General features: G+C 62.0%; 14 protein-coding genes and 1 pseudogene. 4 read left to right on the forward strand and 11 right to left on the reverse strand.

Annotated features, from left to right (window positions below):
• From WM40_RS07540 to typA, 3 genes are all read right to left on the reverse strand, one after another.
• Positions 1–885, reverse strand: an 885-nt coding sequence (locus WM40_RS07540) for a 2-oxo acid dehydrogenase subunit E2 (RefSeq protein WP_046152600.1), incomplete at its 3' end; no start/stop codon positions are given.
• Between the two features lie 182 nt (positions 886–1,067).
• Entirely contained in the window at positions 1,068–3,932 is a 2,865-nt protein-coding gene (locus tag WM40_RS07545) for a 2-oxoglutarate dehydrogenase E1 component (protein WP_024901324.1), read from the reverse strand.
• Positions 3,933–4,371: 439 nt separating this feature from the next.
• Entirely contained in the window at positions 4,372–6,195 is a 1,824-nt protein-coding gene (gene typA / locus WM40_RS07550; RefSeq protein WP_046152601.1) for a translational GTPase TypA, read from the reverse strand.
• Positions 6,196–6,805: 610 nt separating this feature from the next.
• On the opposite strand from typA, the gene WM40_RS07555 reads away from it, so the two are divergent.
• The 4 genes from WM40_RS07555 to WM40_RS07570 all read left to right on the forward strand — a co-directional run bounded on the left by WM40_RS07555 (position 6,806) and on the right by WM40_RS07570 (position 11,965).
• Complete coding sequence (locus tag WM40_RS07555; RefSeq protein ID WP_082102520.1) at positions 6,806–7,423, forward strand: MarR family winged helix-turn-helix transcriptional regulator; 618 nt, start codon at positions 6,806–6,808, stop codon at positions 7,421–7,423.
• Positions 7,424–7,470: 47 nt separating this feature from the next.
• Positions 7,471–8,949 carry an efflux transporter outer membrane subunit gene (locus WM40_RS07560; RefSeq protein ID WP_046152602.1) on the forward strand — a complete coding sequence of 493 codons (1,479 nt, stop codon included), beginning with the start codon at positions 7,471–7,473 and terminating at the stop codon, positions 8,947–8,949.
• Positions 8,950–9,010: 61 nt separating this feature from the next.
• Positions 9,011–10,246: an EmrA/EmrK family multidrug efflux transporter periplasmic adaptor subunit gene (locus WM40_RS07565; protein ID WP_036006564.1), complete on the forward strand. Its 1,236-nt coding sequence runs from the start codon at positions 9,011–9,013 to the stop codon at positions 10,244–10,246.
• Between the two features lie 114 nt (positions 10,247–10,360).
• Complete coding sequence (locus tag WM40_RS07570; RefSeq protein ID WP_082102504.1) at positions 10,361–11,965, forward strand: DHA2 family efflux MFS transporter permease subunit; 1,605 nt, start codon at positions 10,361–10,363, stop codon at positions 11,963–11,965.
• A 25-nt stretch (positions 11,966–11,990) separates the two neighbouring features.
• Here WM40_RS07570 and truB read toward each other — a convergent pair whose 3' ends face one another.
• From truB to WM40_RS07610, 8 genes and pseudogenes are all read right to left on the reverse strand, one after another.
• Complete coding sequence (gene truB, locus WM40_RS32445; RefSeq protein WP_046152603.1) at positions 11,991–13,190, reverse strand: tRNA pseudouridine(55) synthase TruB; 1,200 nt, start codon at positions 13,188–13,190, stop codon at positions 11,991–11,993.
• A gap of 4 nt (positions 13,191–13,194) precedes the next feature.
• Positions 13,195–13,563 (reverse strand): 30S ribosome-binding factor RbfA, encoded by a 369-nt coding sequence (gene rbfA, locus WM40_RS07580; protein WP_024901329.1) that lies wholly within the window; start codon positions 13,561–13,563, stop codon positions 13,195–13,197.
• Positions 13,564–13,765: 202 nt separating this feature from the next.
• Positions 13,766–16,798, reverse strand: coding sequence for a translation initiation factor IF-2 (infB, locus tag WM40_RS07585; protein ID WP_024901330.1), 3,033 nt, complete (start codon positions 16,796–16,798; stop codon positions 13,766–13,768).
• 159 nt (positions 16,799–16,957) lie between these two features.
• Complete coding sequence (nusA, locus tag WM40_RS07590; RefSeq protein ID WP_024901331.1) at positions 16,958–18,442, reverse strand: transcription termination factor NusA; 1,485 nt, start codon at positions 18,440–18,442, stop codon at positions 16,958–16,960.
• Positions 18,439–18,906, reverse strand: a complete 468-nt coding sequence (gene rimP / locus WM40_RS07595; RefSeq protein WP_024901332.1) for a ribosome maturation factor RimP — start codon at positions 18,904–18,906, stop codon at positions 18,439–18,441. The genes nusA and rimP overlap by 4 nt, the downstream gene beginning before the upstream one ends.
• Positions 18,907–19,370: 464 nt before the next feature.
• Positions 19,371–21,185: a pseudouridine synthase gene (locus WM40_RS28675; protein WP_461786664.1), complete on the reverse strand. Its 1,815-nt coding sequence runs from the start codon at positions 21,183–21,185 to the stop codon at positions 19,371–19,373.
• Between the two features lie 675 nt (positions 21,186–21,860).
• Positions 21,861–22,553 (reverse strand): annotated as a pseudogene (scpB, locus tag WM40_RS07605) (SMC-Scp complex subunit ScpB); the annotation flags it as partial.
• 501 nt (positions 22,554–23,054) lie between these two features.
• On the reverse strand, positions 23,055–24,320 hold the full coding sequence (locus tag WM40_RS07610) for a pyridoxal phosphate-dependent aminotransferase (protein WP_024901335.1): 1,266 nt from the start codon (positions 24,318–24,320) through the stop codon (positions 23,055–23,057).
• Positions 24,321–24,466: the final 146 nt, after the last annotated feature.

Raw genomic sequence — 24,466 nt, forward strand, 5'->3', positions numbered from 1 at the left:
GGCATTGCGCAGGATCGGCACCACCAGGCCGCGGGGTGAACCAACCGCGATACCAATGTCGAAGTAGCCGTGATAGACGATGTCGTTACCGTCGATCGACGCATTCACCAACGGGAATTTCTTCAGCGCGTGGATGGCGGCTTTCACGAAGAAGGACATGAAGCCGAGCTTTACGCCGTGCTCCTTCTCGAATTGGTCCTTGTACTTTGCCCGCAGATCCATCACGGGCTTCATGTTCACTTCGTTGAACGTGGTCAGGATCGCGTTCGTCTGCTGCGATTGCAGCAGACGTTCGGCGATACGTGCACGCAGGCGCGACATCGGCACGCGCTGTTCGGTACGGCCGTCGAGCGCTTCGCTCACGCCCGCCGGTGCCTTCGGCTGTGCCAGCGGTGCGGCCGCCTTTGGCGCCGCGCCGGCCTGCGCCGACAAGGCATCGCCCTTCGTCACACGACCGTCGCGGCCGGTGCCGGCGACCGACGATTCCGGTACGCCCTTCTCGGCCAGGATCTTTGCGGCGGACGGAGAAGCCGGGCCCGACGACGATGCCGGTGCGGCTTCCGGTTGTGCCGCCGGCGACGGCGCCGGCGTGGCAGCCTTCGCTTCCGGTGCGGCAGTAGCCGGTGCGGCGGCACCCGCCTTTCCTTCCGTGTCGATCTTCGCCAGAATTTGTTCCGACTTCACCGTTGCGCCATCCTGGAGCAGGATCTCGCTCAACACGCCCGACGCCGGTGCCGGCACTTCCAGCACGACCTTGTCCGTCTCGATCTCGATCAACGTTTCATCAACGGTGACGGCATCGCCGACTTTCTTCTTCCAACTGATCAGGGTGCCTTCGTCGACCGACTCCGAAAACTGGGGAACTGTGACTTCTTTGATAGCCATAACGCTTCCTGGACAATACGGTAAATGGATAGACGGGAGCCGCGCGAACGCACAACGGACACATCGAGCGCACGCGGCACGGCGCGCGAACCACCCCGCCCTCCGGTGTCACCGTGCCCGCATCGATGCTGGCAGATCTTCGTGACACGTTTGTGCAAGGCGCGTCCCGCGCCGCTGCTGCCTTACTTGGTCATTGCGCCCTTGAGACGGCCGAACGCACCTTCGATCAGCGCCTTCTGCTGCTCGTAATGCTTGGCGTAGTAGCCGACCGCCGGCGATGCGGATGCCGGACGGCCGCTGTATGCCAGCTTCTGCCCGTCCTTCAACGCCTCGAAGAGGTGATGTTCGACATAGAACCACGGCCCCTGGTTTTGCGGCTCGTCCTGCACCCAGACGACCTCGGCCAGATTGTCGTACTTCTTGACTTCGGCATCGAACGCCTTGTGCGCGAACGGATACAACTGCTCGATCCGCACGATGGCGACCTGCGCATTTGTCTCACGGCGATGCGCGACCAGATCGTAGTACACACGGCCCGAGCAAACAATCATCCGCTTGACCTTGCCGGCATCCAGCGCCTTGTTGTCCGTCACATCGCTGCGGTCGCCGATGACCGGCTGGAACGTACCGCTTGCCAGCTCGTCCAGTGAGCTGATGGCTTCCTTGTGACGCAACAGCGACTTCGGCGTGAAGACGATCAGCGGCTTGCGGAACTGCCGGATCATCTGGCGGCGCAGCACATGGAAAATCTGTGCCGGCGTGGTGGGCTGCACCACTTGCATGTTGGACTCGCCACACAATTGCAGGAAGCGTTCGATCCGCGCGGACGAGTGCTCCGGACCCTGGCCTTCATAGCCATGCGGCAGCAACATCGTCAGGCCCGACACACGGCCCCACTTCACTTCACCACTGGAGATGAACTGGTCGATGACGACCTGCGCGCCGTTGACGAAGTCGCCGAACTGCGCCTCCCATGCCACCAACGTGTTCGGTTCCGCGGTCGAGTAACCGTATTCGAAGCCCAGCACCGCTTCCTCGGACAGCACCGAGTCGATGACGGTGAAGTTCGCCTGATTCGGCGACACGTTTTGCAACGGAATATACGTACCGTCGTTCCAACGCTCACGATTCTGATCATGCAAGACCGAATGGCGATGCGAGAATGTTCCGCGACCGCTGTCCTGACCCGTCAGCCGCACCGCGAAGCCCGATGCCACCAGCGACGCGTAGGCGAGGTGCTCACCCATGCCCCAATCCAGCGGCTTGTTGCCTTCCGCCATTTCGCGGCGATCGCTGATGACACGATTGACCAGCGGGTGGACCTTGAAATTTTCCGGGTACTTCGTGATCGCGTCGCCCAGGCGCTTCAACTCGGCCAGCGGCACCTGCGTGTCGGCCGCGTCCGTCCACTTCTTGTTCAGGAACGGCGCCCAGTCCTGCGCATACTTGCTCTTGTAGTTCGACAGCACCGGATCGACGGTGTGATGACCCTGGTCCATCGCGGTCCGGAATGCCTTGACCAATTCGTCCGGGCCATCGGATTCCAACACTTTCTGCGCCACTAGCTTGTCCGCGTACAGCGCGCGGGTACCGGGGTGTTGCGCGATCTTCTTGTACATCAGCGGCTGCGTCACCGCGGGCGTGTCCTGCTCGTTGTGACCAAGCTTGCGGAAACACACGATGTCGATGACGATGTCCTGATGGAACGTCGCACGATAGTCCACCGCCAACTCGACCGCGTAGACGACCGCTTCCGGATCGTCACCGTTGACGTGCAGCACCGGCGCCTCGATCATCTTGACGACATCGGTACAGTACAATGTCGAGCGCGAGTCACGCGGATCGGACGTGGTGAAACCGATCTGGTTATTGATCACGATGTGCACGGTGCCGTGCGTGCCGTAGCCGCGCGTCTGCGCGAGATTCAGCGTTTCCATCACGACGCCCTGACCGGCAAAGGCCGCATCGCCATGCACCTGCACCGGCAGCACCTCGCGCCCTTCCAGGTCGCCACGGCGGTCCAGACGCGCCTTCGCCGAACCTTCGACCACCGGGTTGACGATTTCCAGGTGCGACGGGTTGAACGCCAGTGACAAGTGGATCGGGCCGGACTCGGTCGCGATATCGCTCGAGAAACCCTTGTGGTACTTGACGTCACCCGCGGGCAGATCGTCGACGTGCTTGCCTTCGAATTCGGCAAACAGGTCCGACGGCATCTTGCCGAGGGAGTTCACCAGGACATTGAGGCGGCCGCGGTGGGCCATGCCGATCACGACCTCCTGCACGCCGACCGATGCGGCGCGCTGCACCAACGCATCCATCGCGACGATGAAGCTCTCCCCGCCTTCCAGCGAGAAGCGCTTCTGACCGACGTACTTCGTATGAAGATAACGCTCCAGGCCTTCGGCGGCTGTCAGGCGCTCCAAGATACGCGTCTTTTTCTTCGTATCGAATTTCGGCGTCGAACGGGAGCCTTCCAGATTCTTCTGGAACCACCGTTTTTGCTCAGGGTCGCTGATATACATGTACTCGACACCGATCGTGCCGCAGTACGTGTCGCGCAGATCCTGCAGGATCTGCCGCAACGTGGCGGTGTCATAACCGAAGTACAGGCTGTTCGCGCTGAACTTCTGGTCCATGTCCGCTTCAGTGAAGTCGTAGAAACCGGGTTCGAGTTCCTTGATCGGCAGACGCTCCTGACGCTTCAACGGGTCCAGATTGGCCCAACGGGCACCCAGAAACCGGTATGCACCGATCAACGATTGGACAAATACCTGCTTGCCGGCCGTCGCCAAGCCGCTTTCGCCAGTCCGCGGCGTAAAGCCGTTGCCGCGCGCACGCTGCTCGAAAGATTCGACGATGGGACGGTGGGCTACGTCGTTCGCGGCACTGCCATCCACCGCGGGGACATGTTGTAGCGCATCGAAATAATCGCGCCACGTATCCGGAACAGACGCCGGGTTGTCAAGATACAGCTCGTACATTTCTTCAACGTACGCTGCGTTGCCGCCGAACAGGTAGGAGTTCGACTGGAATTGCTTCATCATTTTTTCACGCTCACTTTTCTTCGAGTTTCTCGAGAAATAGCGGGTTGCAAAAACCTTCCGCGACACGGCCTGACCGTTTGGCGGATTGCGAATCAAGTTGTGCTTGGAAGGACCGAGCTTCTTATTTCGAGAGCATAGCACGGATGGCCAATGCCCTGCGTCATGCAGTCGCACGATACGCGCGGCGTCTGTTCGGTTTCTGCACCTATTGACATGCCAATAAATATGACTGAACCCTTGATCCGACGGGCAAAGCGCGATGCGCATCTTTAAACGCGCCGCTCCCACGGCGCTGTCGCACGAAACGCGAGGTTACAACTATTCACCCGATCGCACTTTCCGACACGTGCCCATAAAAAACCGGCTGCCTCATTCTCACGTGGCAGCCGGTTTTTCAGACCAGTACGACAGTCAGTAACGGGCACGATGCCCGCGGCAATCAGCCTTCGCGCGATGAGCGCTTGCGCTCGTGTTCCTTCAGATAACGCTTGCGAATGCGGATCGACTCAGGCGTCACTTCCACCAGTTCGTCGTCATCGATGAATTCGACTGCGTATTCCAGCGTCGTCTTGATCGACGGCACCAGACGCACGGCTTCGTCGGTGCCCGACGAACGCACGTTGGTCAACTGCTTGCCCTTGATCGGATTGACGACCAGATCGTTATCGCGGCTGTGAATGCCGATGATCATGCCTTCGTACAGCGGATCGCCCGGTTCGACCAGCATGCGACCGCGGTCTTGCAGCTTCCACAAGGCGTACGCGACGGCATCGCCGTCGTCCTGGGAGATCAAAACGCCGTTGCGGCGCTCACCGATCTTGCCTTCCTTTGCCGGCTGGAAGCCATTGAAGGTATGGCTGATCAGGCCCGTGCCACGCGTCAGCGTCAGGAACTCGCCTTGGAAACCGATCAGGCCGCGCGCCGGAATAACGTATTCCAGGCGCGTCCGGCCACGGCCGTCGGACACCATGTTCGACAGTTCGCCTTTGCGGCGACCCAGTTCTTCCATCACGCCGCCCTGGTGTTCGTCTTCGACGTCCACAGTCAGGTTTTCGTACGGCTCGTGCTTCACGCCGTCGATTTCCTTCATAACAACGCGCGGACGCGACACGCCCAGTTCATAGCCTTCCCGGCGCATGTTCTCGATCAAGATCGTCAGATGCAATTCACCCCGACCCGACACCTCGAACGATCCTTCCTCTTCCGTATCCTTGACGCGCAACGCCACGTTATGACGCAGTTCGCTGTGCAGGCGGTCACGAATCTGACGGCTCGTCACGTACTTGGTCTTCTTGTCCCGGCCCGCCAGCGGCGAGGAATTGACCATGAAGTTCATCGTCAACGTCGGTTCGTCGACGCTGATCAGCGGCAGTGGTTCAGGCGTTCCCACGTCGCAGATCGTTGCGCCGATGCTGATACCCTCGATACCGTTGATCAGGACGATGTCGCCCGCCTCGGCCGAGGGCAACTGCACCCGGTCCACGCCCGAGAAGCCTTGCACCTGATTGATCTTGCCACTCTTCGGCTCGTCATCGACGCCGAATTGATACGTCACGTTCTGGCCCGGCTTGATCCGGCCGCGGTTGATACGGCCAATGCCGATCTTGCCGAGGAAGGTCGAGAAGTCCAGCGACACGATCTGCAACTGCAGCGGCGCATCCGGGTCGGCCGGACGTACCGGCACGTGCTTGAGGATGGCGTCGAACAGCGGACGCATATCACCATCGCGCGTTTCCGGGTCGAGGCTGGCATAGCCGTTCAGCGCCGACGCATAGACCACCGGGAAGTCCAATTGCTCTTCGGTTGCACCCAGCTTGTCGAACAGGTCCATGGTTTCGCCATGGACCCAGTCCGGACGCGCGCCTGGACGATCGATCTTGTTGATCACGACGATCGGGCGCAGGCCCATCGCCAATGCCTTCATCGTCACGAAACGCGTTTGCGGCATCGGGCCGTCAACGGCATCCACCAGCAGCAGCACGGAGTCGACCATCGACATCACGCGCTCGACCTCGCCGCCGAAGTCGGCGTGGCCCGGGGTGTCGACGATATTGATATGCGTGCCTTCGTACTCGACCGCGCAATTCTTCGCGAGAATCGTAATGCCGCGTTCTTTTTCAATATCGTTCGAATCCATCACCCGCTCGGCGGTCTGTTGGTTCTCACGGAAAGTGCCCGATTGACGGAGCAGTTTGTCAACCAGCGTGGTCTTGCCGTGGTCGACGTGGGCGATGATGGCGATATTGCGTAGCGCGCGGGTCATTGGTTAACTCGGAGGGAACTCGGATGCACGAAAATGGGGTCCGCGTCGACGGCGATGATGAGTTGACGACATCACCGGACGCTTCGGCCTGAACCGAACCTAAAAAAGGGGCCAGACCGGGCCTGTGTGCGATACCTGCCACATCTCGGTATCGCACCAGCCTGCTCTGCGCATTTTCTAGAACACGCGAGTATATCACCAGGACATGGCATAAACCCTCATTCCCATTTGCAACCAGGTCTTTTTGCGCCGCGATGCGTACCGATGCGGCTTTTTTGCCATTGCCGGCCCGACTTTCGTACCTCTTACCGTGACCTAATTCCCACACATTGCTTACCGGGAAAGAGGCTTCACCGAGCTCGTTGCCAAGGCTATGGAATACGCCTATAATCCATGCTTACTCAATGATTGCATTTGCACGCTTTTTGGTAAAAACCGAGTACTGAAAAGACGCTAACCGCAGCCGAAAGGGAGAATCCGCTTTCGTGCCGTGGCATGGCGTGGCGTGCAAGATGCCTTTTGCCGATATCGACCCGTGGTTTCCGCTCCTGCCCGTCCGCCTTCTAAAGAAGCCTACCGTTCCCGTGACGATCAGGACGATTCGCATGCCATGCCACCGTCGAACGATCGGCCGGACGGCGCGGGGCCGACGTCCGTATCCACTGCGACATTGTCGGATCGCCTCACCTCCGACGATTTCGAATGGTGTGCCGACGAGTCCGTCGGCTACCTGATGGCGCGCGTCCGATCGAAAATGGCCAATGAGACTAATCAAATTACGGTCGCGGAACTCGATCTCACCAGCACCCAGTCCAGTATGCTGCTCCTGCTCCGGCACGGCGCCTTGAGCGGTGCCGAACTGGCACGCGAATATGGCCTGGATGCCAGCGCGGTGACCCGCCTGCTTGATAAGTTGGAAAAACGCGGCCTAGTAAGCCGGGTGCGCAGCCAGGCCGACCGCCGCGTCGTCAACCTCGAATTGACCGACGATGGCTGGACGATGGTGGCGCGCCTGGGGCCGCTCTATACGAAGGTACTCGAGCGCATGCTTGCCGGCTTCACGCACGAGGAGGCCGGATTCCTGAAGAGCTTGCTGCGGCGCATCATCATCAATTGCGAACAGCCGCGCGAACCTTCTGCCGCGTCGCCCGGCATGCCCACTTCCCATAAACCGGCACGGCCCTCCCAAGGTGATGCCGGCCGTGCCTCGGGGAGAGACAAATCATGACAAAACGCTTGCAACGTCCACTATTTTTCATCCAAAGAAGACCGGCAATGACAGCCATTCGTTTCACGCGCCCCGTGTTGCGCGTCGCGCTGCTGGCCAGCACGGTCGCCAGCCTGACGCTATCGGGTTGCGCGAACTATGCGGGCATTCACAGCGACAAGCAGCCTGCCGCCCTGTCGCACTTCGATACAGCCCAGAGCCTGCCGCTCCAGGGCGGCAACTGGCCGACGATGCAATGGGCCACCACGTTCGGCGATCCCCAGTTGCAAGCGTTGATTGACGAAGGCATCGCCAATAGTCCGACGATCGCGGAGGCACAGGCACGGCTGAATCAGGCCGCGGCCTACACAGGGAACGCGGCCGCGGCGTTGCTACCGCACGTCAATGCCAACTATTCACTGAAGCGTGAGCTGTACTCGGGCAAGGCATTGTATCCGCCCCCGTATGGCGGCAATTGGTACACCGAGAACAATCTGGCCGCTACCGCATCGTACGAACTGGATCTATGGGGCAAGAATCGCAACGGACTGAAGCAGGCCATTTCGCAGGAACGCGCGGCGCTCGCCGAAACCCAGGAAGCCAAATTGACGCTGGCCGTCTCGATCGCGCAGGCCTATAGCGCGCTGGCGCGTCAATATGCGTTACTCGACGTGGCCAAGCGGGAATTACAGCAGCGCCAGGACATCGGCTCGATCAGTCGAACGCGGTTCGACGCGGGGCTCGACACGCAGGTGGAAACGCGGACGTCGGAAGCCGATATGGCCACCGCGCGCACGCAGATCAGCCAGCTCGAAGGCGCGATCGTCGTGACCCGCTACCAGTTGGCAGCCCTGCTAGGCAAAGGGCCGGATCGCGGTCTGCAAATCGCCGTGCCGGCGCTGGCGACCATCGGCACGTCGGATGCCTATGCGCTACCGGCCGACCTGCCGGCAAACCTGATCTCGCGCCGTCCAGATATTGTCGCCGCGCGCTGGCGCGTGGAGGCGGCAATGTCCGGCATCAAGGTGGCGAAGGCGAACTTCTACCCGAATCTGAACCTGAGCGCGGCTTTTGGCTTCGACGCGTTCGGCTTCGGCAACTTCCTGAAATTTGGTAGCCGGCAAATCCAGGCCGGCCCCGCCATCGATCTACCAATCTTCGATGCCGGTGCGTTACGCGCGCAGTTGAAGGACCGGTATGCGTCGTTCGACAACGCGGTGGCAAGCTATGACAGCACGTTGGTGCAGTCATTGAACGACGTTGCCACGCAAGTAGCGCAGATCCGTTCGACCGAACATCAGCAGGCGGATGCGCAATCCGCGTACGATGCCGCGCAGAAGGCCTATGACCTGGCGGTGATCCGTTACAAAGGCGGCCTGTCGACACAACTGCAGGTGCTGAGCGCGGATCAGGCGCTGCTGCAACAACGCCAGACGGTCGTGACGCTGGATGCGCAACGTCGAGACCAGCAAATCGGCTTGATCAAGGCGCTTGGCGGTGGCTTCGATGCCAACGCCGACATGCCCGGCAGCAAGCCCGCTCTATAAAACATGGACGCGTACGTCAATCTCACAACGTGCGCCACACGACGTCTTGAGGGAGTCAAGCATGAGTTCGAATCAACCGGCGGCCGGGACGCCCGATCAGGCCCCCAACCAAACACCGCATCAGGGACCGGGACCGCAACCGCCACAACCGTCGTCGGGGCGTCGCGCGCTCTGGTTGACGATTGTCGCGCTGATCGTCATTGCCGCCGCCGTCGCGTACGGCTTCTATTACTTCCTGGTAGCGCAGTTCCACGAGGAAACCGATGACGCCTATGTCAACGGCAACGTTGTGCAAATCACCCCCCAGGTTACCGGCACGGTGGTTGCCGTCAACGCCGACGACACGCAGACGGTCAAGGTAGGCGATCCGCTGATACGCCTGGATGAAGCCGATGCCAAGGTCGCGCTGGAGCAAGCCGAGGCCAGCCTGGCGCAGGCCGTGCGGCAGGTACGGACGCTGTACGCGAACACCAACGCATATCAGGCAACCGTCGCCGAACGCGAGTCGGATCTCGCGAAGGCCCGCTCAGATCTGACCCGTCGTCTGGCCATCGCGCGGACCGGTGCGGTATCCGCGGAAGAAATATCGCATGCCCGCGATGCGGTCAGCAGCGCGCAGGCCGCATTGAACGCCGCGAAGCAGCAGTTCGCCTCGAACCGCGCACTGACGGACAACCTGACAGTATCGGATCATCCGAACGTCAAGCTGGCGGCGGCCAAGGTCCGCGATGCCTATCTGAACTATGCCCGGAATACATTACCGGCACCGGTAAGTGGTTTTGTTGCAAAACGCTCGGTGCAAGTGGGGCAGCGCGTGTCGCCGGGAACACCGCTGATGGCAATCGTGCCGCTCAATGAAGTCTGGGTGGATGCCAACTTCAAGGAAGTGCAACTGCGGAAGGTGCGCATTGGTCAACCGGTTGAATTGACCGCCGATGCCTATGGTTCGAGTGTTGTCTATCACGGCCACGTGCAAGGCTTCTCGGCCGGAACCGGCAGCGCCTTCGCGCTGCTGCCGGCGCAGAATGCCACTGGTAACTGGATCAAGGTGGTGCAGCGCCTCCCGGTACGTATCGCCCTCGATCCGAACGAATTGAAGGACCATCCGCTGCGGATCGGATTGTCCATGGACGTCGACGTCGATACGCATGACCAGAATGGCGGCTTGCTTGCCAGCACGAAAAACACGGTCTACCAAACTGACGTGTTCGCACAATATGGCGCGCAAGCAGACGCGGAAATCGCGAAGATCATCGCCGATAACGTCGCGATGTCGGGCAATGCCAAGTCGAAGTAATCGAACGTAGCAACAAAGACCGGCGCGCCGGCGCGGTTCGAGGCACGGCGCACTGTCATAGCTCGCCGTGGCGACGCATCGTAGTGGGTCGTCGTCACGGCACCGAGGTCACGCATGGCATCCTCCCCTTCTCCCGCCGCATCAAGCGGCGCATCCCCCGCGCCCGGCACGCCTGGCGCGGCACACCCGCCGCTGACCGGCGGCACGCTGGCGCTGGGCACGATCGCCGTGTCACTGGCAGTGTTCATGAACGTGCTCGACACGTCGATCGCCAATGTATCGATCCCGGCGATTTCAGGGGATCTCGGCGTGGCATCGGACCAGGGGACCTGGGTCATCACGTCGTTTGCAGTGGCCAACGCCATCTCGGTGCCCTTGACGGGCTGGCTGACGCAACGAATCGGGCAAGTGCGGCTGTTCTTCTGGTCGATCATGCTGTTCGTGATCGCTTCCTGGCTCTGTGGCCTGGCGCCCACCCTCCCCTTCCTGCTGGGCGCCCGCGTATTACAAGGGGCAGTGGCAGGACCGATGATTCCGCTCTCGCAGACGTTGCTGCTGTCCAGCTATCCCCGCGCGAAAGCGCCGATGGCATTGGCGCTCTGGTCGATGACCACCTTGATCGCACCAGTCGCCGGCCCGATTCTCGGCGGCTATATTTCGGATAACTATAGTTGGCCCTGGATTTTCTACGTCAATGTGCCGGTGGGCATCATCGCCGCCGCCGTGACCTGGGCGATCTATCGCAAACGTGAGTCCGCGACGCGACGCCTGCCCATCGACACCGTCGGCCTCGGCTTGCTGATCATCTGGGTCGGGTCGATGCAGGTCATGCTGGACAAGGGCAAGGATCTGGACTGGTTTAGTTCGACGACGATCGTCGTGCTGGCGATCGTCGCGGTTCTCGGATTGGTCGTGTTCGTCATATGGGAACTGACGGCCACGCATCCGATCGTCGATCTTTCCTTGTTCGCGTCGCGCAACTTCACCGGCGGCACCGTCGCATTGGCCGTGGGTTACGGGCTGTACTTCGGTAACCTGGTATTGCTGCCGCTATGGCTCCAGACCACCATCGGCTATACCGCGACGGCGGCGGGGTTGGTGATGGCGCCCGTCGGCGTGTTTGCGGTGCTGTTGTCGCCGCTGACCGGCAAGTACCTGCCAAAAACGGACCCCCGCTATATCGCTACCGCCGCCTTTATCGTTTTCGCCATCGTGTTCTGGCTGCGTTCACGCTACACCGTGGATGTCGATACGTTTTCATTGATGCTGCCCACGCTGCTGCAAGGCGCGGCGCTGGCAGGGTTCTTTATTCCGCTGGTAACCATCACGTTGTCGGGCCTACCGGGCAGCCGAATGCCCGCGGCGTCGGGTCTCTCGAATTTCGTTCGCATCATGCTGGGGGGGGTCGGCTCGTCGGTATTCACCACAGCGTGGGAACGGCGTACGGATTTGCATCATGCACAACTGACCGAGCAGGCCAACGTCTACAATCCGTTGTTCAATCAAAGCGTCGACCAGATGCAATCGATGGGGATGTCGCACGCCCAGGCGCTGGGGACTTTCGACCGGCTTGTAAATCAGCAGGCCCAGACGATGGGTGTCAACGACCTGTTCTACCTGTCCGCCGCGATTTTCATCGTGCTGATCGGCCTTGTCTGGATCACGCAACGCCAGCGCGCGTCGGCAGGCGCCGACGCCGCGGCATCCGGCGCGCATTGACCCGCCATGCGGTCATGCAATCGTGTTAGCCCCCGGTGCCGATCAGGCGTGCCGGAGCGAGCAAGCCATCGGTCCACTGCGCCGTCCCCAGCAATCGGAGGGGCAGCGTCCCCAGTGCGCTTGCACGCCCCGGATCGGTCGGTGCATCCGCCCCGCTGCTGACCGATTCGGCCGCGCCTGGGGCACTTTCGCTTTTGCCTGTACCGTAGACCCGTACCAATCCTGCATAGCCGTCAGGAAGCGCCGCCACGGCGGTTGCGTCCACGCGCAAACGCTGCCCATGAAGAAAGCGCGCGCTGAAAACGGCATCCAACGTCACGCGCGGCAGGCGCTGCAATAAGGCGTCAACCGGTTGCAGCCATGCCGCCATTATTACCAATGCCGCGTCGTCTGGCACCCCCCCCGTGACACCGGCGGCGGCAGCGTCGCAGCCCGCACCACCCTCGTGCCGCGCTGGAGGTGGCGCTGATTGTCGATCGCCGCCACTCTCGGCATCGGCATGCTTTCCAGTGCCCCGAATCCCATCGACGCGTGCCTGCAATGCATCGAGCGTGATCGCGTCGTCGATCGATAACGTCGCCACGCCGGTGCGACGTAGTGCAATCAGATACGCCCCGCATCCGAGCGCCTCGCCGAGGTCCTCGGCAAGTGTACGAACGTAGGTGCCCTTGCTGCACGTTACGCGAAAGCGCACCTGGGCATAGTGTGTCAGTTGTGCCTCATCGGATAGCACGGTCAGTGCGTGGATATGCACCTCGCGCGCGGCCCGCTCGACTTCCTGGCCCGCACGCGCATATTCGTACAAGGGCTTGCCATCGCGCTTCAATGCCGAATACATCGGCGGCACCTGAGCGATGACGCCGGTGAAGCGGTCAAACAAAGGTGTCAACTGGGCAAAGGCAACAGCGACCGGGCGTCGATCGATGATCAGGCCCTCGGCGTCGCCGGTGTCCGTCCTCGCGCCCAGTTGCATCGTCGCTTCATACGTCTTGTCAGCATCGAGCAGATCCTGCGAAAACTTCGTGGCCTCACCAAAACACACCGGCAAGAGTCCCGATGCCAACGGATCGAGCGTGCCCGTGTGCCCGGCTTTCTTCGCCCGCAGCATGCCCTTTGCCTTGATCAGCACGTCGTTACTCGACATGCCCAGCGGCTTGTCGATCAGCAGCACGCCATCGAGTGCCAGGCGCGGCCGCATTGGCCCGCGCGCCGGACGCTTCACCATACCGTCATTCCTTTGCGCGTGTCGCATTCGCCTGATCGATCAGTTTGGACATCTCGAACGCGTTGGCGAGCGTTTTGTCGTGATGGAAATGCAGCGTCGGCACGGTATGGATGTGCAGGCGCTTGAACAGCAGGTTATGCAAAAAGCCCGACGCGTCGTTCAGCGCCTTCTGCGTCGCGGCCGTATCCTCGGAAAGCGTCGTGAAATAAATCTTCGCGTGCGCATAGTCCGGCGACAGCTCGATGCTCTGGATCGTGATCAGGCCCACGCGCGGATCCTTGATCTCGCGCATGATCAGTTCAGACAAGTCTCGCTGGATCTGATCGGCGATCTTCGTGGCGCGATCGCCACCACTACGTTTTTTACTTGGCATCGTGTGCCTCCTGCGTATCGACGCGGCCAGACAACGCTGCCGATGCCCCGCCCTGGGAACATGCGCACAGCGATCCACCGCGCAGACAAAAGAAAAAGGGTGGAGTCAGGGAGAGATACCGCGCTTTTTCAAGCACCCTCCTGAATCCACCCTCGTAGACTGTTCGCCCCGCCGATAAGCCCGGGTGGGGACGGAACGCCGTTTACAGCGTCCGGGCGACCTCGGTGATCTCGAACACTTCCAACTGGTCGCCTTCGGCGATGTCGTTGAAGTTCTTGACCGACAAACCGCATTCGAAACCGCCGCGAACTTCCTTCACGTCGTCCTTGAAACGCTTCAACGAATCCAGCTCGCCGGTATGGACGACCACGTTGTTGCGGAGCACGCGGACCAACGACGTCCGCTTGACGACACCGTCGAGCACCATGCAGCCGCCCACCGCGCCGATCTTCGGCACGCGGAAGACCTGACGCACTTCCACGGTGCCCGTGACTTCCTCGCGTTTCTCCGGCGCCAACATCCCGGACATCGCCGCCTTCACCTCATCCACCGCGTCATAGATGATGTTGTAGTAACGGATATCCACGCCGTTGGATTCGGCCAGCTTCCGTGCCAGCGCATCGGCCCGCGTATTGAAGCCGATGATGACGGCCTTCGAGGCGGTTGCCAGGTTGACGTCCGACTCGCTGATGCCACCCACGGCCGCATGCACGATCTGCACACGCACTTCGGATGTCGACAGCTTGAGCAAGGACTGCACCAATGCTTCCTGCGAACCTTGCACGTCGGCCTTGACGATCAACGGCAGCGACTGCATCTCGCCTTCGCCCATGTTTTCGAACATGTTCTCCAGCTTGGCCGCTTGCTGCTTCGCCAATTTCACGTCGCGGAACTTGCCCTGACGGAAGTTCGCGATTTCGCGAGCCTTCCGCTCGTCCGGCATGACGATCACTTCCTCGCCCGCCGCGGGTACTTCCGACAGACCCTGGATCTCCACCGGAATCGACGGACCGGCGGACTTCACCGACTTGCCCGTCTCATCCAGCATTGCCCGGACACGACCATACGCCGAGCCGGCCAATACCATGTCGCCGCGATTCAACGTACCCGATGTCACCAGGATCGTCGCCACCGCGCCGCGACCCTTGTCGAGCTTGGCTTCGATGACCAGGCCCTTTGCCGGTGTTTCCACGGGCGCCTTCAATTCCAGTACTTCGGCTTGCAGCAAGACGTTTTCCAGCAGGTCGTCGATGCCCTGACCGGTCTTCGCCGACACACCGATAAAGGGTGCGTCGCCACCGTACTCTTCCGGTACGACGCCTTCCGCGACCAGTTCCTGCTTGACGCGGTCGAGGTTCGCATCCGGCTTGTCGATCTTGTTCATCGCGACGACGATCGGTACACCGCCCGCCTTCGCATGGGCAATGGCTTCCTTCGTCTGCGGCATCACGCCGTCATCGGCCGCCACCACCAGGATGACGATGTCGGTCGCCTTCGCACCGCGCGCACGCATTGCCGTAAAGGCTTCGTGACCCGGGGTATCAAGGAAGGTCACCACACCGCGCGGCGTCTCGACATGGTATGCACCGATATGCTGTGTAATACCACCGGCCTCGCCCGCCGCCACTTTCGCGCGCCGGATGTAATCCAGCAACGAGGTCTTGCCGTGGTCGACGTGACCCATCACCGTCACCACCGGCGGCCGCGGCAACGCCTCGACATTGGCGTGTACATCGCCTTCGTCGGTCAACAATGCTTCCGGATCGTCCAGCTTTGCCGCAACCGCGGTGTGGCCCAGTTCCTCGACGACGATCATCGCCGTTTCCTGGTCCAGCGGTTGGTTGATCGTGACCATCTGGCCGAGCTTCATCATGATCTTGATGACTTCGGACGCCTTGACGGACATCTTGTGTGCAAGATCGGCAACCGTGATGGTTTCCGGTACATGCACTTCGCGGACGATCGGCTCGGTGGGCGCCTGGAACGACGTGTTGTCACCCTGGTGACGGTTGCGCCCCTTCGGGCCGCCGCGCCAGTTACGATCAGCACCACCGCTCGCATCGCCGCGGGTCTTCAAGCCACCACGGCGCTTTGACGCATCGTCCTGCCAGCCGCCGCTCTTGCCTTTCTTCTTGTCCGCGGCACCCGCTGCAGGCGCGGCCGTGGCCGGCGTCGCGGCCGGCCGCGTTTCGCGCTTGACTGCGGGCGCAGCCGCGCCTTCCGGACGTGCTGGACGATGCAAGGTCCCCTTACCGTCACCGGTCTTCGCACCGGCCGGCGCTGCGGCAGCAGGCGCCGCGGCAGCATCCGCCGCTGGCGCGACCGCCTTGGCGACCGGCTGTTCGACTGGCTTCGGCTCGATGACCTTCGCCTTGCGCGGCGTGTTCATCATTTCGCGAATGGCCGCGGCTTCCGCCTCGGCGCGTGCGCGACGACGTGCAATTTCGTCCTGCTCAGCACGCGCGGCCTGACGTTTTTCATCCGCGGCCTGTTCAGCGGCGGCACGCGCTTCATCCGCAGCCTTCTTGTCGGCGGCGCGCTTTGCTGCCGCCTCTTCCTCACGGCTGACGTGGTCCACGCTGATCGTATCCTGCTCGGCGGCACGCGCCGCTGATTCGATACGCGCGGCAGCGCCCGCTTCCTTACGATGCGCCTCGAGACGTGCCGCTTCGGCGGCGGCCTCGGCGGCACGTTGCGCCGCTTCTTCTTCCGCGCGACGCCGCACATCCTCGGCCGCGCTTTCGCGCGCACGGCGAGCCGCTTCCTCACGCTCCAGCGCTTCCTGGCGTTCGCGCAGCTCAGCTTCCTGACGTTCCAGCGCCTCCGCTTCACGGCGCGCCTCTTCCTCGCGACGTGCGAGTTCCGCCGCCTGCGCCGCGTCGATCTCGTCTTCCTGGGCCACGGACGCCTGCGCGCCTTCGCCGGCTTCGTCGTCACGCTTGACGAACACGCGCTTTTTCCGCACTTCGACCTGAATGGTACGAGCCCGCCCTGTCGAGTCCGCCTGCTTGATTTCCGATGTTTGCCGACGCGTCAGCGTGATCTTGCGCTTGTCGCCTTCGGCATCGGAGCCGTGCGAGCGGCGCAGGTGCTCTAGCAAGCGGGCCTTGTCCGTCTCGGATACGGCATCGTCAGCGCTACGCTTCTGCACCCCTGCGGCTTGCAATTGCTCGAGGAGCACGCCGGCAGGCATCTTCAGTTCAGCGGCAAATTGGGCTACGTTGTTACTCGCCATTCATCCCTCTTGGAAGCAAGGAGCGGCGCTCCCTGCGGTTATACGTGCACGTTACCGTGCGTCATGCGTATTCGTCTGCGCATCATGCGGCCCGCATGGGTTGCGCCGGCGACGAGAATCCGTCCGATTCCCGTGCATCGATCGTCGCGTACATCGGTGTCATTCTTCGGACGTGAACCAATGTTCGCGGGCCTTCATTACCAACTCCGTGGCAGCTTCGTTCGACAATCCGGTCAATTCGACAATTTCGTCGACGGCCAGTTCGGCCAGGTCGTCGCGCGTCTGGATCTGATTTTCGCGTAGCTTTGCCAGTAGTTCCGGCGTCATGCCATCGAGGGTTTCCAGCTCGGGAACAATGTTCTCGGCCTTCTCTTCGTTCGCGATCGCCTGAGTCAGCAGCGCATCGCGTGCACGGTTGCGTAATTCATGAACGGTGTCCGCGTCGAACGCTTCGATCTCAAGCATTTCGTTCAGCGGTACATATGCGATTTCTTCGAGGCTCGTGAAGCCTTCGTCGATCAGGATGTCCGCAACTTCTTCATCGACATCCAACCGCGCCATGAACAGGTCGCGCAGCCCCGCGCGTTCCTTGTCCTGCTTTGCAGCAGACTCGTCCGGCGTCATGATATTGATTTGCCAACCGGTTAACTCGCTGGCAAGGCGGACGTTCTGGCCGCTGCGGCCAATCGCGATGGCAAGCTCGGTTTCGTCGACAACGACGTCCATCGAGTGCTTTTCTTCATCGACAACGATCGACTGCACCGCCGCCGGCGCAAGCGCCCCGATGACGAACTGTGCAGGATCCTCCGACCATAGCACGATGTCGACGTTTTCGCCACCCAACTCATTGCGCACGGCCTGCACACGCGACCCGCGTATGCCGACACAGGTACCGATCGGATCGATCCGTTTGTCGTACGCCACGACCGCGATCTTCGCGCGCATTCCCGGGTCCCGCGCTGCCGCCTTGATCTCCAGCAGGCCTTGTTCGATTTCAGGCACTTCCATCTCGAACAGCTTCATCAGGAATTCCGGCGCCGTCCGCGACAACTCGATCTGCGGCCCGCGTGCGGTGCGATCAACCTTCGTGATGAACGCCCGGGCGCGGTCGCCCACCCGCAGATTTTCCTTCGGAATCATCTGGTCACGGCGCAGCAACGCTTCGACCCGGCCCGTTTCGATGACCAGGTTGCCCTTGTCCATCCGCTTCACGGAACCCGTCATGATCTGGTCGCCACGCGCCAGGAAGTCGTTCAGGATTTGCTCGCGCTCGGCATCGCGGATACGCTGCAGAATCACCTGCTTCGCGGCCTGCGCGCCAATCCGGCCGAATTCGATGGACGCCACCGGTTCCTCGATGAAATCCTCGAGGGCGATATTCGGGCTCTGCTCTTTCGCCTCGAACAACAGGATCTGCTTGTCCGGCTCCTGCAGGCCCGCCTCGTCGGGTACGACCAGCCAACGACGATACGTCTGGTGCTCACCGGTAGTCCGGTCGATTTCCACTCGTACCTCGACGTCGCGGTCATAAAGCTTCTTGGTGGCGGAGGCCAACGCGGCTTCCAGCGCGCCGAAGACCACGTCCTTGTCCACGTTCTTCTCGCGAGCGAGCGCGTCCACCAGCGTCAATACTTCGCGACTCATTGTTTGCGGCTCCTAAAGTCCACGTGAGGCACCAGCCGGGCGCGATCGATTTCCGCCAATGTGAAATCGAGCACTGCGGGGCCGGTCTTCCCTTCAAATTCCAAACCGATCTTTTCGCCTTCCGGGGCCTGCAGAATCCCCCGGAACTGCTTGCGGCCGTCCAGCGGCCGCTTCAACGTCACCGTGACCTCGGCGCCAGCGAACCGGGTGAAGTCCGCCAATTTGCGCAGCGGCCGGTCCAGGCCTGGCGACGATACTTCCAGGCGTTCAAAGTCGATGTTCTCGACAGTGAAAACGTGTTGCAGTTGGCGTGTCACCTTTTCGCAATCCTCGATCGCGATATGCGCGTCGCCGGACGGGAAGTCGATATAGACGGTCAGCAGCCCACGGCCCGACCGTTCGAGGTCGACCAGCTCATAGCCCATGCCGGCCAGAGCCGTTTCAATCAATTCGGTCAGTTGCACATACACCCCAATCACGCTTTGCGGCGGCCCGCCAGACAGCGTGCAAAACGTCCGCGCAAAAAAAAATGGGCGCACGCCCATCTCTTCGCCGCTACCCTGCAATCCTGCGGCCACGCCGCCAACGCGCATGCCACCCACCGCGTACGCGCCGCCTACGGCCGCACCGTCGGCAGACGAAAATCGGCTTGAAAACAGCACGCATTTCCATCGGACGCCATCAAAAACACGGCATCCCGGCAGTCGCGATGACGCCGATACCCACATACGGATCGTACGAAAACGACGATGCTGGTGCGTCGACCCCATGCTCAACAAAACAAGCAAGGAACCCTACGACACCAGCGACGCTCGCAATTGTACGCGAAGCGTTTGACAAAGGCAAACCCGACACGGCGTAAAAACACAGGCACCGCGGGGGCTTCTCCACGGATTTCCGATCGCGCCTTTCCTGTATCGCCTTCTATTCAGCGACCGCGATTGCCAGGGCCGCGCGGTTTGCCGCCACCCGATGCGCCGCCGGGGCCACCCGCACCGCGGGGACCGCCACGACCCGGCCCACGAGGGCCACGAGGGCCCGGTGCGCGATTGCCCGGACCGCGCTCACCTTCCGTCGCCGCATTACCCGGCCCGGCACCGCGACGCGGCCCACTCCGGCCCTTACCCGCCGGCCCGCCGGCGTTGCCGAGTGGGTTCGGCTTATTGCCCCGCGCCACGTTGCCATTGACTTCACGTACCGGCCGGGCCGTATCCGGACGCGGCGTATCACGCATCAGGAAAGTGGCGCTCATATGGCCCTTTGGCCGCTGCACGCCCGGCGTCGGCGCACCGCGGCGGGGTGGGCGTTGCGCACCGTAGCTGTAACGCCCGGAATTCGTCATCGCACCATTCTCCGGCACGATGACACCGAGGAATGACTGCATCGGGTCCGGCTGGATGCGCTTCGGCTCGTCGCCACGAGGCCCCTTGCCCGGCTTTTCCACCTGGTTCTTCATGCCGACGGCGGCCATCAGCGCACGCACTTGTTGCTCGTCAAGCTCCTCATAGCGTCCACGGCGCACCGCGCGCGACAGCGTGATCGGGCCATGACGCGTGCGGATCAGTCGGCTCACCAGCAAGCCTGCCGCCTGGAACATCCGACGCACTTCGCGATTCCTGCCTTCCGAGAGCGTTACGTGATACCAGCGGTTCGACCCTTCACCATCATCGACTCCATCGACGATCTTGTGAAACTTCGCTTGACCGTCATCGAGTTCGATGCCCGTCAGCAATTGCTGACGCGCGCTTTCAGTTAGTTGCCCGACCACGCGTACCGCATACTCGCGCTCGACTTCATAGCGCGGATGCATGAAGCGGTTGGCCAGGTCGCCGGACGTGGTCAGCAGCAGCAAACCTTCCGTGTTGAAGTCCAGCCGGCCGACCGCCAGCCACTTCGCCGTCTTCATGGTCGGCAGCTTGTCGAACACGGACGCGCGACCTTCCGGGTCCGAGTGGCTGACAATCTCGCCCGCCGGCTTGTGATAGAGCAGCACGCGCGGGGGCTTGCTCTGAATCTTTCTGCGCACCGGCTTGCCGTTGATTCGCACTTGGTCGGCGGGCAGGATGCGCTGACCGATGTGCGCCGGCTCGCCGTTGACCGTGACCCGGCCAGCCACGATCAATTCTTCCATCTCCCGGCGCGAACCCATGCCCGCCTCGGCAAGCACCTTGTGCAGCTTCGGCGCGTCATCGTCCGGTGCCAGCACGCGTTTGGGCGCTTGCTGCTTGCGGCCACGACGCAACATGGGCGCACGCAACGAAGACCCGTGATTGTCCGCGTCGAATGCGGGCGACGTGACATAGGCAAAAACGTCCGCCGTATCGCCTGGCAGCGCGTCGTCGGCACCACGCTTCGGACCGCGCGACGCGGTTGCGTCGACACCGCCCGCTTGCGCGGCGGTGGACGGTCCGCGGCCGGGATTCGGCCCGCGACGCTCACCGTTCCGGCCACCACGTGGCGCCCGCACATTATTATCGGCACGGACCCCGTCCGAAGCGTCACGCGGTGCGCGCGATTGGCGTGGTGGACGCGCCGGCGTGGGTCGCGCGTCGATATCAGGCAACGTCTCGTCGAGACCCATGCCTTGATGCGTTTGCACGGGGTCATGTTCGTACGCGAGCGGAAGCGCATCGGCACCTGCGACATCGACAGGGCGCGGCGCACGTGGCGCACGTGGCGCACGCGGTGCCCGGGCGCGGCGGGCCACCGGTGCGTCATCATCACCGGACAACGGATCACCCAGCGCGCGATCGACGTCTCGGCTCGACACATCGCTTTGATCGAGCGGCAGGTCGAATTGTGCTGCACCGTCCGCCACAACCGCCTTGGCTACCCGCGGCTTGCGCGGTGCGCGCGCCCGTGGGGCCGGCGGGGCAGCGACATCGGCATCGAAGCCACCGACAACGGCATCCGGCGATACGCCCGGCACCTCGTCCGCGCCCTCGCCTGTCTTGGTCTTTCCGGACCGACGACGCGCAATCAGGCTACGAGGACCGCGACGCAGCCCGCGACGCGGTCGCTCGTCGCCTGCCGCCGCGACGTCGTTCGTGGGCAAAGCGGCGTCGGTCCCAACGTCCGCCACGGCTGTGCGGCGTGCGCCACCGGCATCGTCCACGCCTTCGGGCGCGGCGCTATCACGGGTCTGCTTCAAAAGCACCTCTGAATTCAAGTAAAGTGCCGGGCGTTCAACGCTGCCCCAAAGACACGACGCCAAAAACGCCCGGATGGCGCATCTTGACGACGCTCCCCGGTCCATATGCGGCGTTTCCGCCACCGCATGTCGGGCCGACTGCGTTTCGCCGGCATGGGCACACGGTTCCCGTGTGCCATGTCGAAAATCGGTTGGTACGCGGCTGCCTCAAAGGGCCGGCCGCGAGGGTTCGTGCACGATGTCCGCATCACATACGCCCGCGGACTCATCCCGCTGTCGCATGTCTCGCGCGCCATCTGTATCGGCCACATCAGATGCAGGTTGCACATCAGGCACCCCGTCCGCGGGCATCCTGGCTTCAGCTTCATCCGCCTCCGCCGCCGCTTGTGCAACCGCGGCCGCATCCAACGGGAAAGCCAGCGAGGTCTGCAAACCGCTTGCTGGATCGGCTGGGTCGGCCAATGGAGGCAATTCGCCCAGCGTCTGCAATCCGAGGTCGTCGAGAAAAGAGCGCGTGGTCGCATAGAGCGCCGGGCGACCCGGTGCCTCGCGATGTCCGATGACCTCGATCCAGTCTCGCTCCTCGAGTTGCCGTATGACCTGCGTATTCACGGTAACGCCTCGAATTTCCTCGATATCGCCGCGCGTCACCGGCTGCCGATACGCAATGATCGCGAGTGTCTCCAGTACCGCACGCGAATATTTCGGCGGCTTCTCCGGATTCAACCGGTCGAGGTATTTCTGCATCGACGGCACGCTTTGGAAGCGCCACCCCGATGCCAGCGCGACCAGTTCGACACCACGGCCCGTCCAGCGCTCACTGATTACGCCGAGCAAGGACTTGATCGTATCGGCCGAGATATCGTCGTCGAAAAGTTTACGCAAATCATTGAGCCGCAATGGCTCATGCGCACAGATCAACGCGGTTTCGAGGACGATTGTCGCCTCTTGGGTATTCATGAAACCAAGGTCTGACCCTTTGGGTCACATACGCACCGGTTTACACCACTGCACTGGCTGGGTGCCGAGTGAGCTGCGGACCGTATACGCAAATGATGTTCTGAAAAGCGGCAGCGTCGTGCGCGCGGGAAACCATCTCATGCAGCGAGTAAGCAGCGAAATACGCGGAGCCTCTTGGAGGCGAAGGCGCTACGCATCAGACCGGCGTGAACGGCGTGTACCCGTTGACGGGGTACATCAGACTAGAAGCTGCGCACCTCAGACTACCTTCGATGCACATCATCAAGCAAGCCAAGATACCCCGGCTTTCGTGTCAGCCGGTACGCAGACGTCCCAAAGACGCTGCGTCGATGTAAAACCGTCACCGATTTCACGCCACGCTGTTTTTTTGCATCATCACGCCGATAACGCCAGAGAGCGGGTCACAACAACCTTCGCCTGGAGTTCAAACCATTCTACAAATAAAATTCGGACGGGTAAAGGAGCATGATCGATATATTGTCATCGCAGATACGCCGACAAGCGACGCACCCCCTCATCGATCATCGCCACATCTCCTGCATAGCACCAGCGAATAAAGCCTTCCCCCTCATCGCCAAATGCGGCGCCCGGTGCAAGCCCAAGCCGCGCATCACGTACCAGCGCCTTGCACAAGGCGAGACTGTCATGTTGCCCGGCAATCCGGAAGAACAGATACATCGCGCCGTCCGACATCTTGACATCCACGCCCGGAATACCTGACAACCCGTCGAACAAACGCTGGCGTCGAACCAACAGATCCGCGCGCAACGCATGGGTGACCGCCTCGCCTTGCTCGACAGCCACGAGACCCGCACGCTGCACGAAGTCCGGCGCGCAGGAGGTGTTGTATTCCGCCAGCTTGCCCCAGTCGTCCATGACGGATTCCGGCGCGACAATCCACCCGAGCCGCCATCCCGTCATCAGCCAGGCTTTGGAGAAGGAATTGACCACTACCACGCGCTCGTCACGCGACGCCAGATCGAGAAACGAAGGCGCCGTCAACGGCGGCGGCGCCAACGCGACGCCCGGGGTCTGGGAGGGGCCATAGTAGAGGCGCTCATAAACCTCGTCGGCCAGAATCCAGATCCCGTGCTCGCGGCAATGTGCCAGCAGCGCCGCCTGTTGCACCCGCGGCATTGTCCACCCGGTGGGATTGTTTGGCGAATTGACCAGCACCATTCTCGTGCCGGGCGTTAGTGCGCCGAGCAGCTTGTCGATATCGAGCGCCCATCCGCCGTCGCCATAATCAAGCGATACCGTCTCGACCATTGCCCCCACGATCTTCGGCATTTCGACAAGATTCGGCCACAACGGTGTCACCGCAACCACGCGATCTCCCGGCCCGACCAGTAACTGCGTGGCGACCATCAAGGCGTTGACGCCTGCGCTGGTCACCGCGATCTGACTCATGCGCGTTTCACCGTGCAGCCGCGACACGTACGCCGACAAGGTTTCACGCAGCGGCGCGATGCCGAGATTATGCGTATAAAAAGTATGTCCATCGGCCAGCGCGGCGCTTGCCGCTTCACGGATAAAAGACGGCGTCACCTGATTCGACTCACCGAACCAAAATGGCAATACATCCGGCAAACCCAGCCCCGCATTGGCAACTTCCCGAATCTTCGAGGCGCGCAGATTGGCTACCGCAGCCCGGGCGACAACCGGCGAGCGCGCGAGGTCGAGGGACGAGACCGGGGAAATGGATGCATCGGTATGGGCAAAACCAGGAGTAAAAGCGCTGGACATGGGTAAGGATGGGAGCGAAATGGGAGAAACGGCGAGTATCGCGACGCGGTGCCTGCTGGACCGGGCACGACGGGAACGCATCCCCGACACGGGACGGGCGATCGACGCGACAGGTGCAGTGTAGCGCCCACCTATCCTGTTAGGAA

This window comes from Robbsia andropogonis (genome assembly GCF_000970345.1).
GTDB lineage: Bacteria > Pseudomonadota > Gammaproteobacteria > Burkholderiales > Burkholderiaceae > Robbsia > Robbsia andropogonis.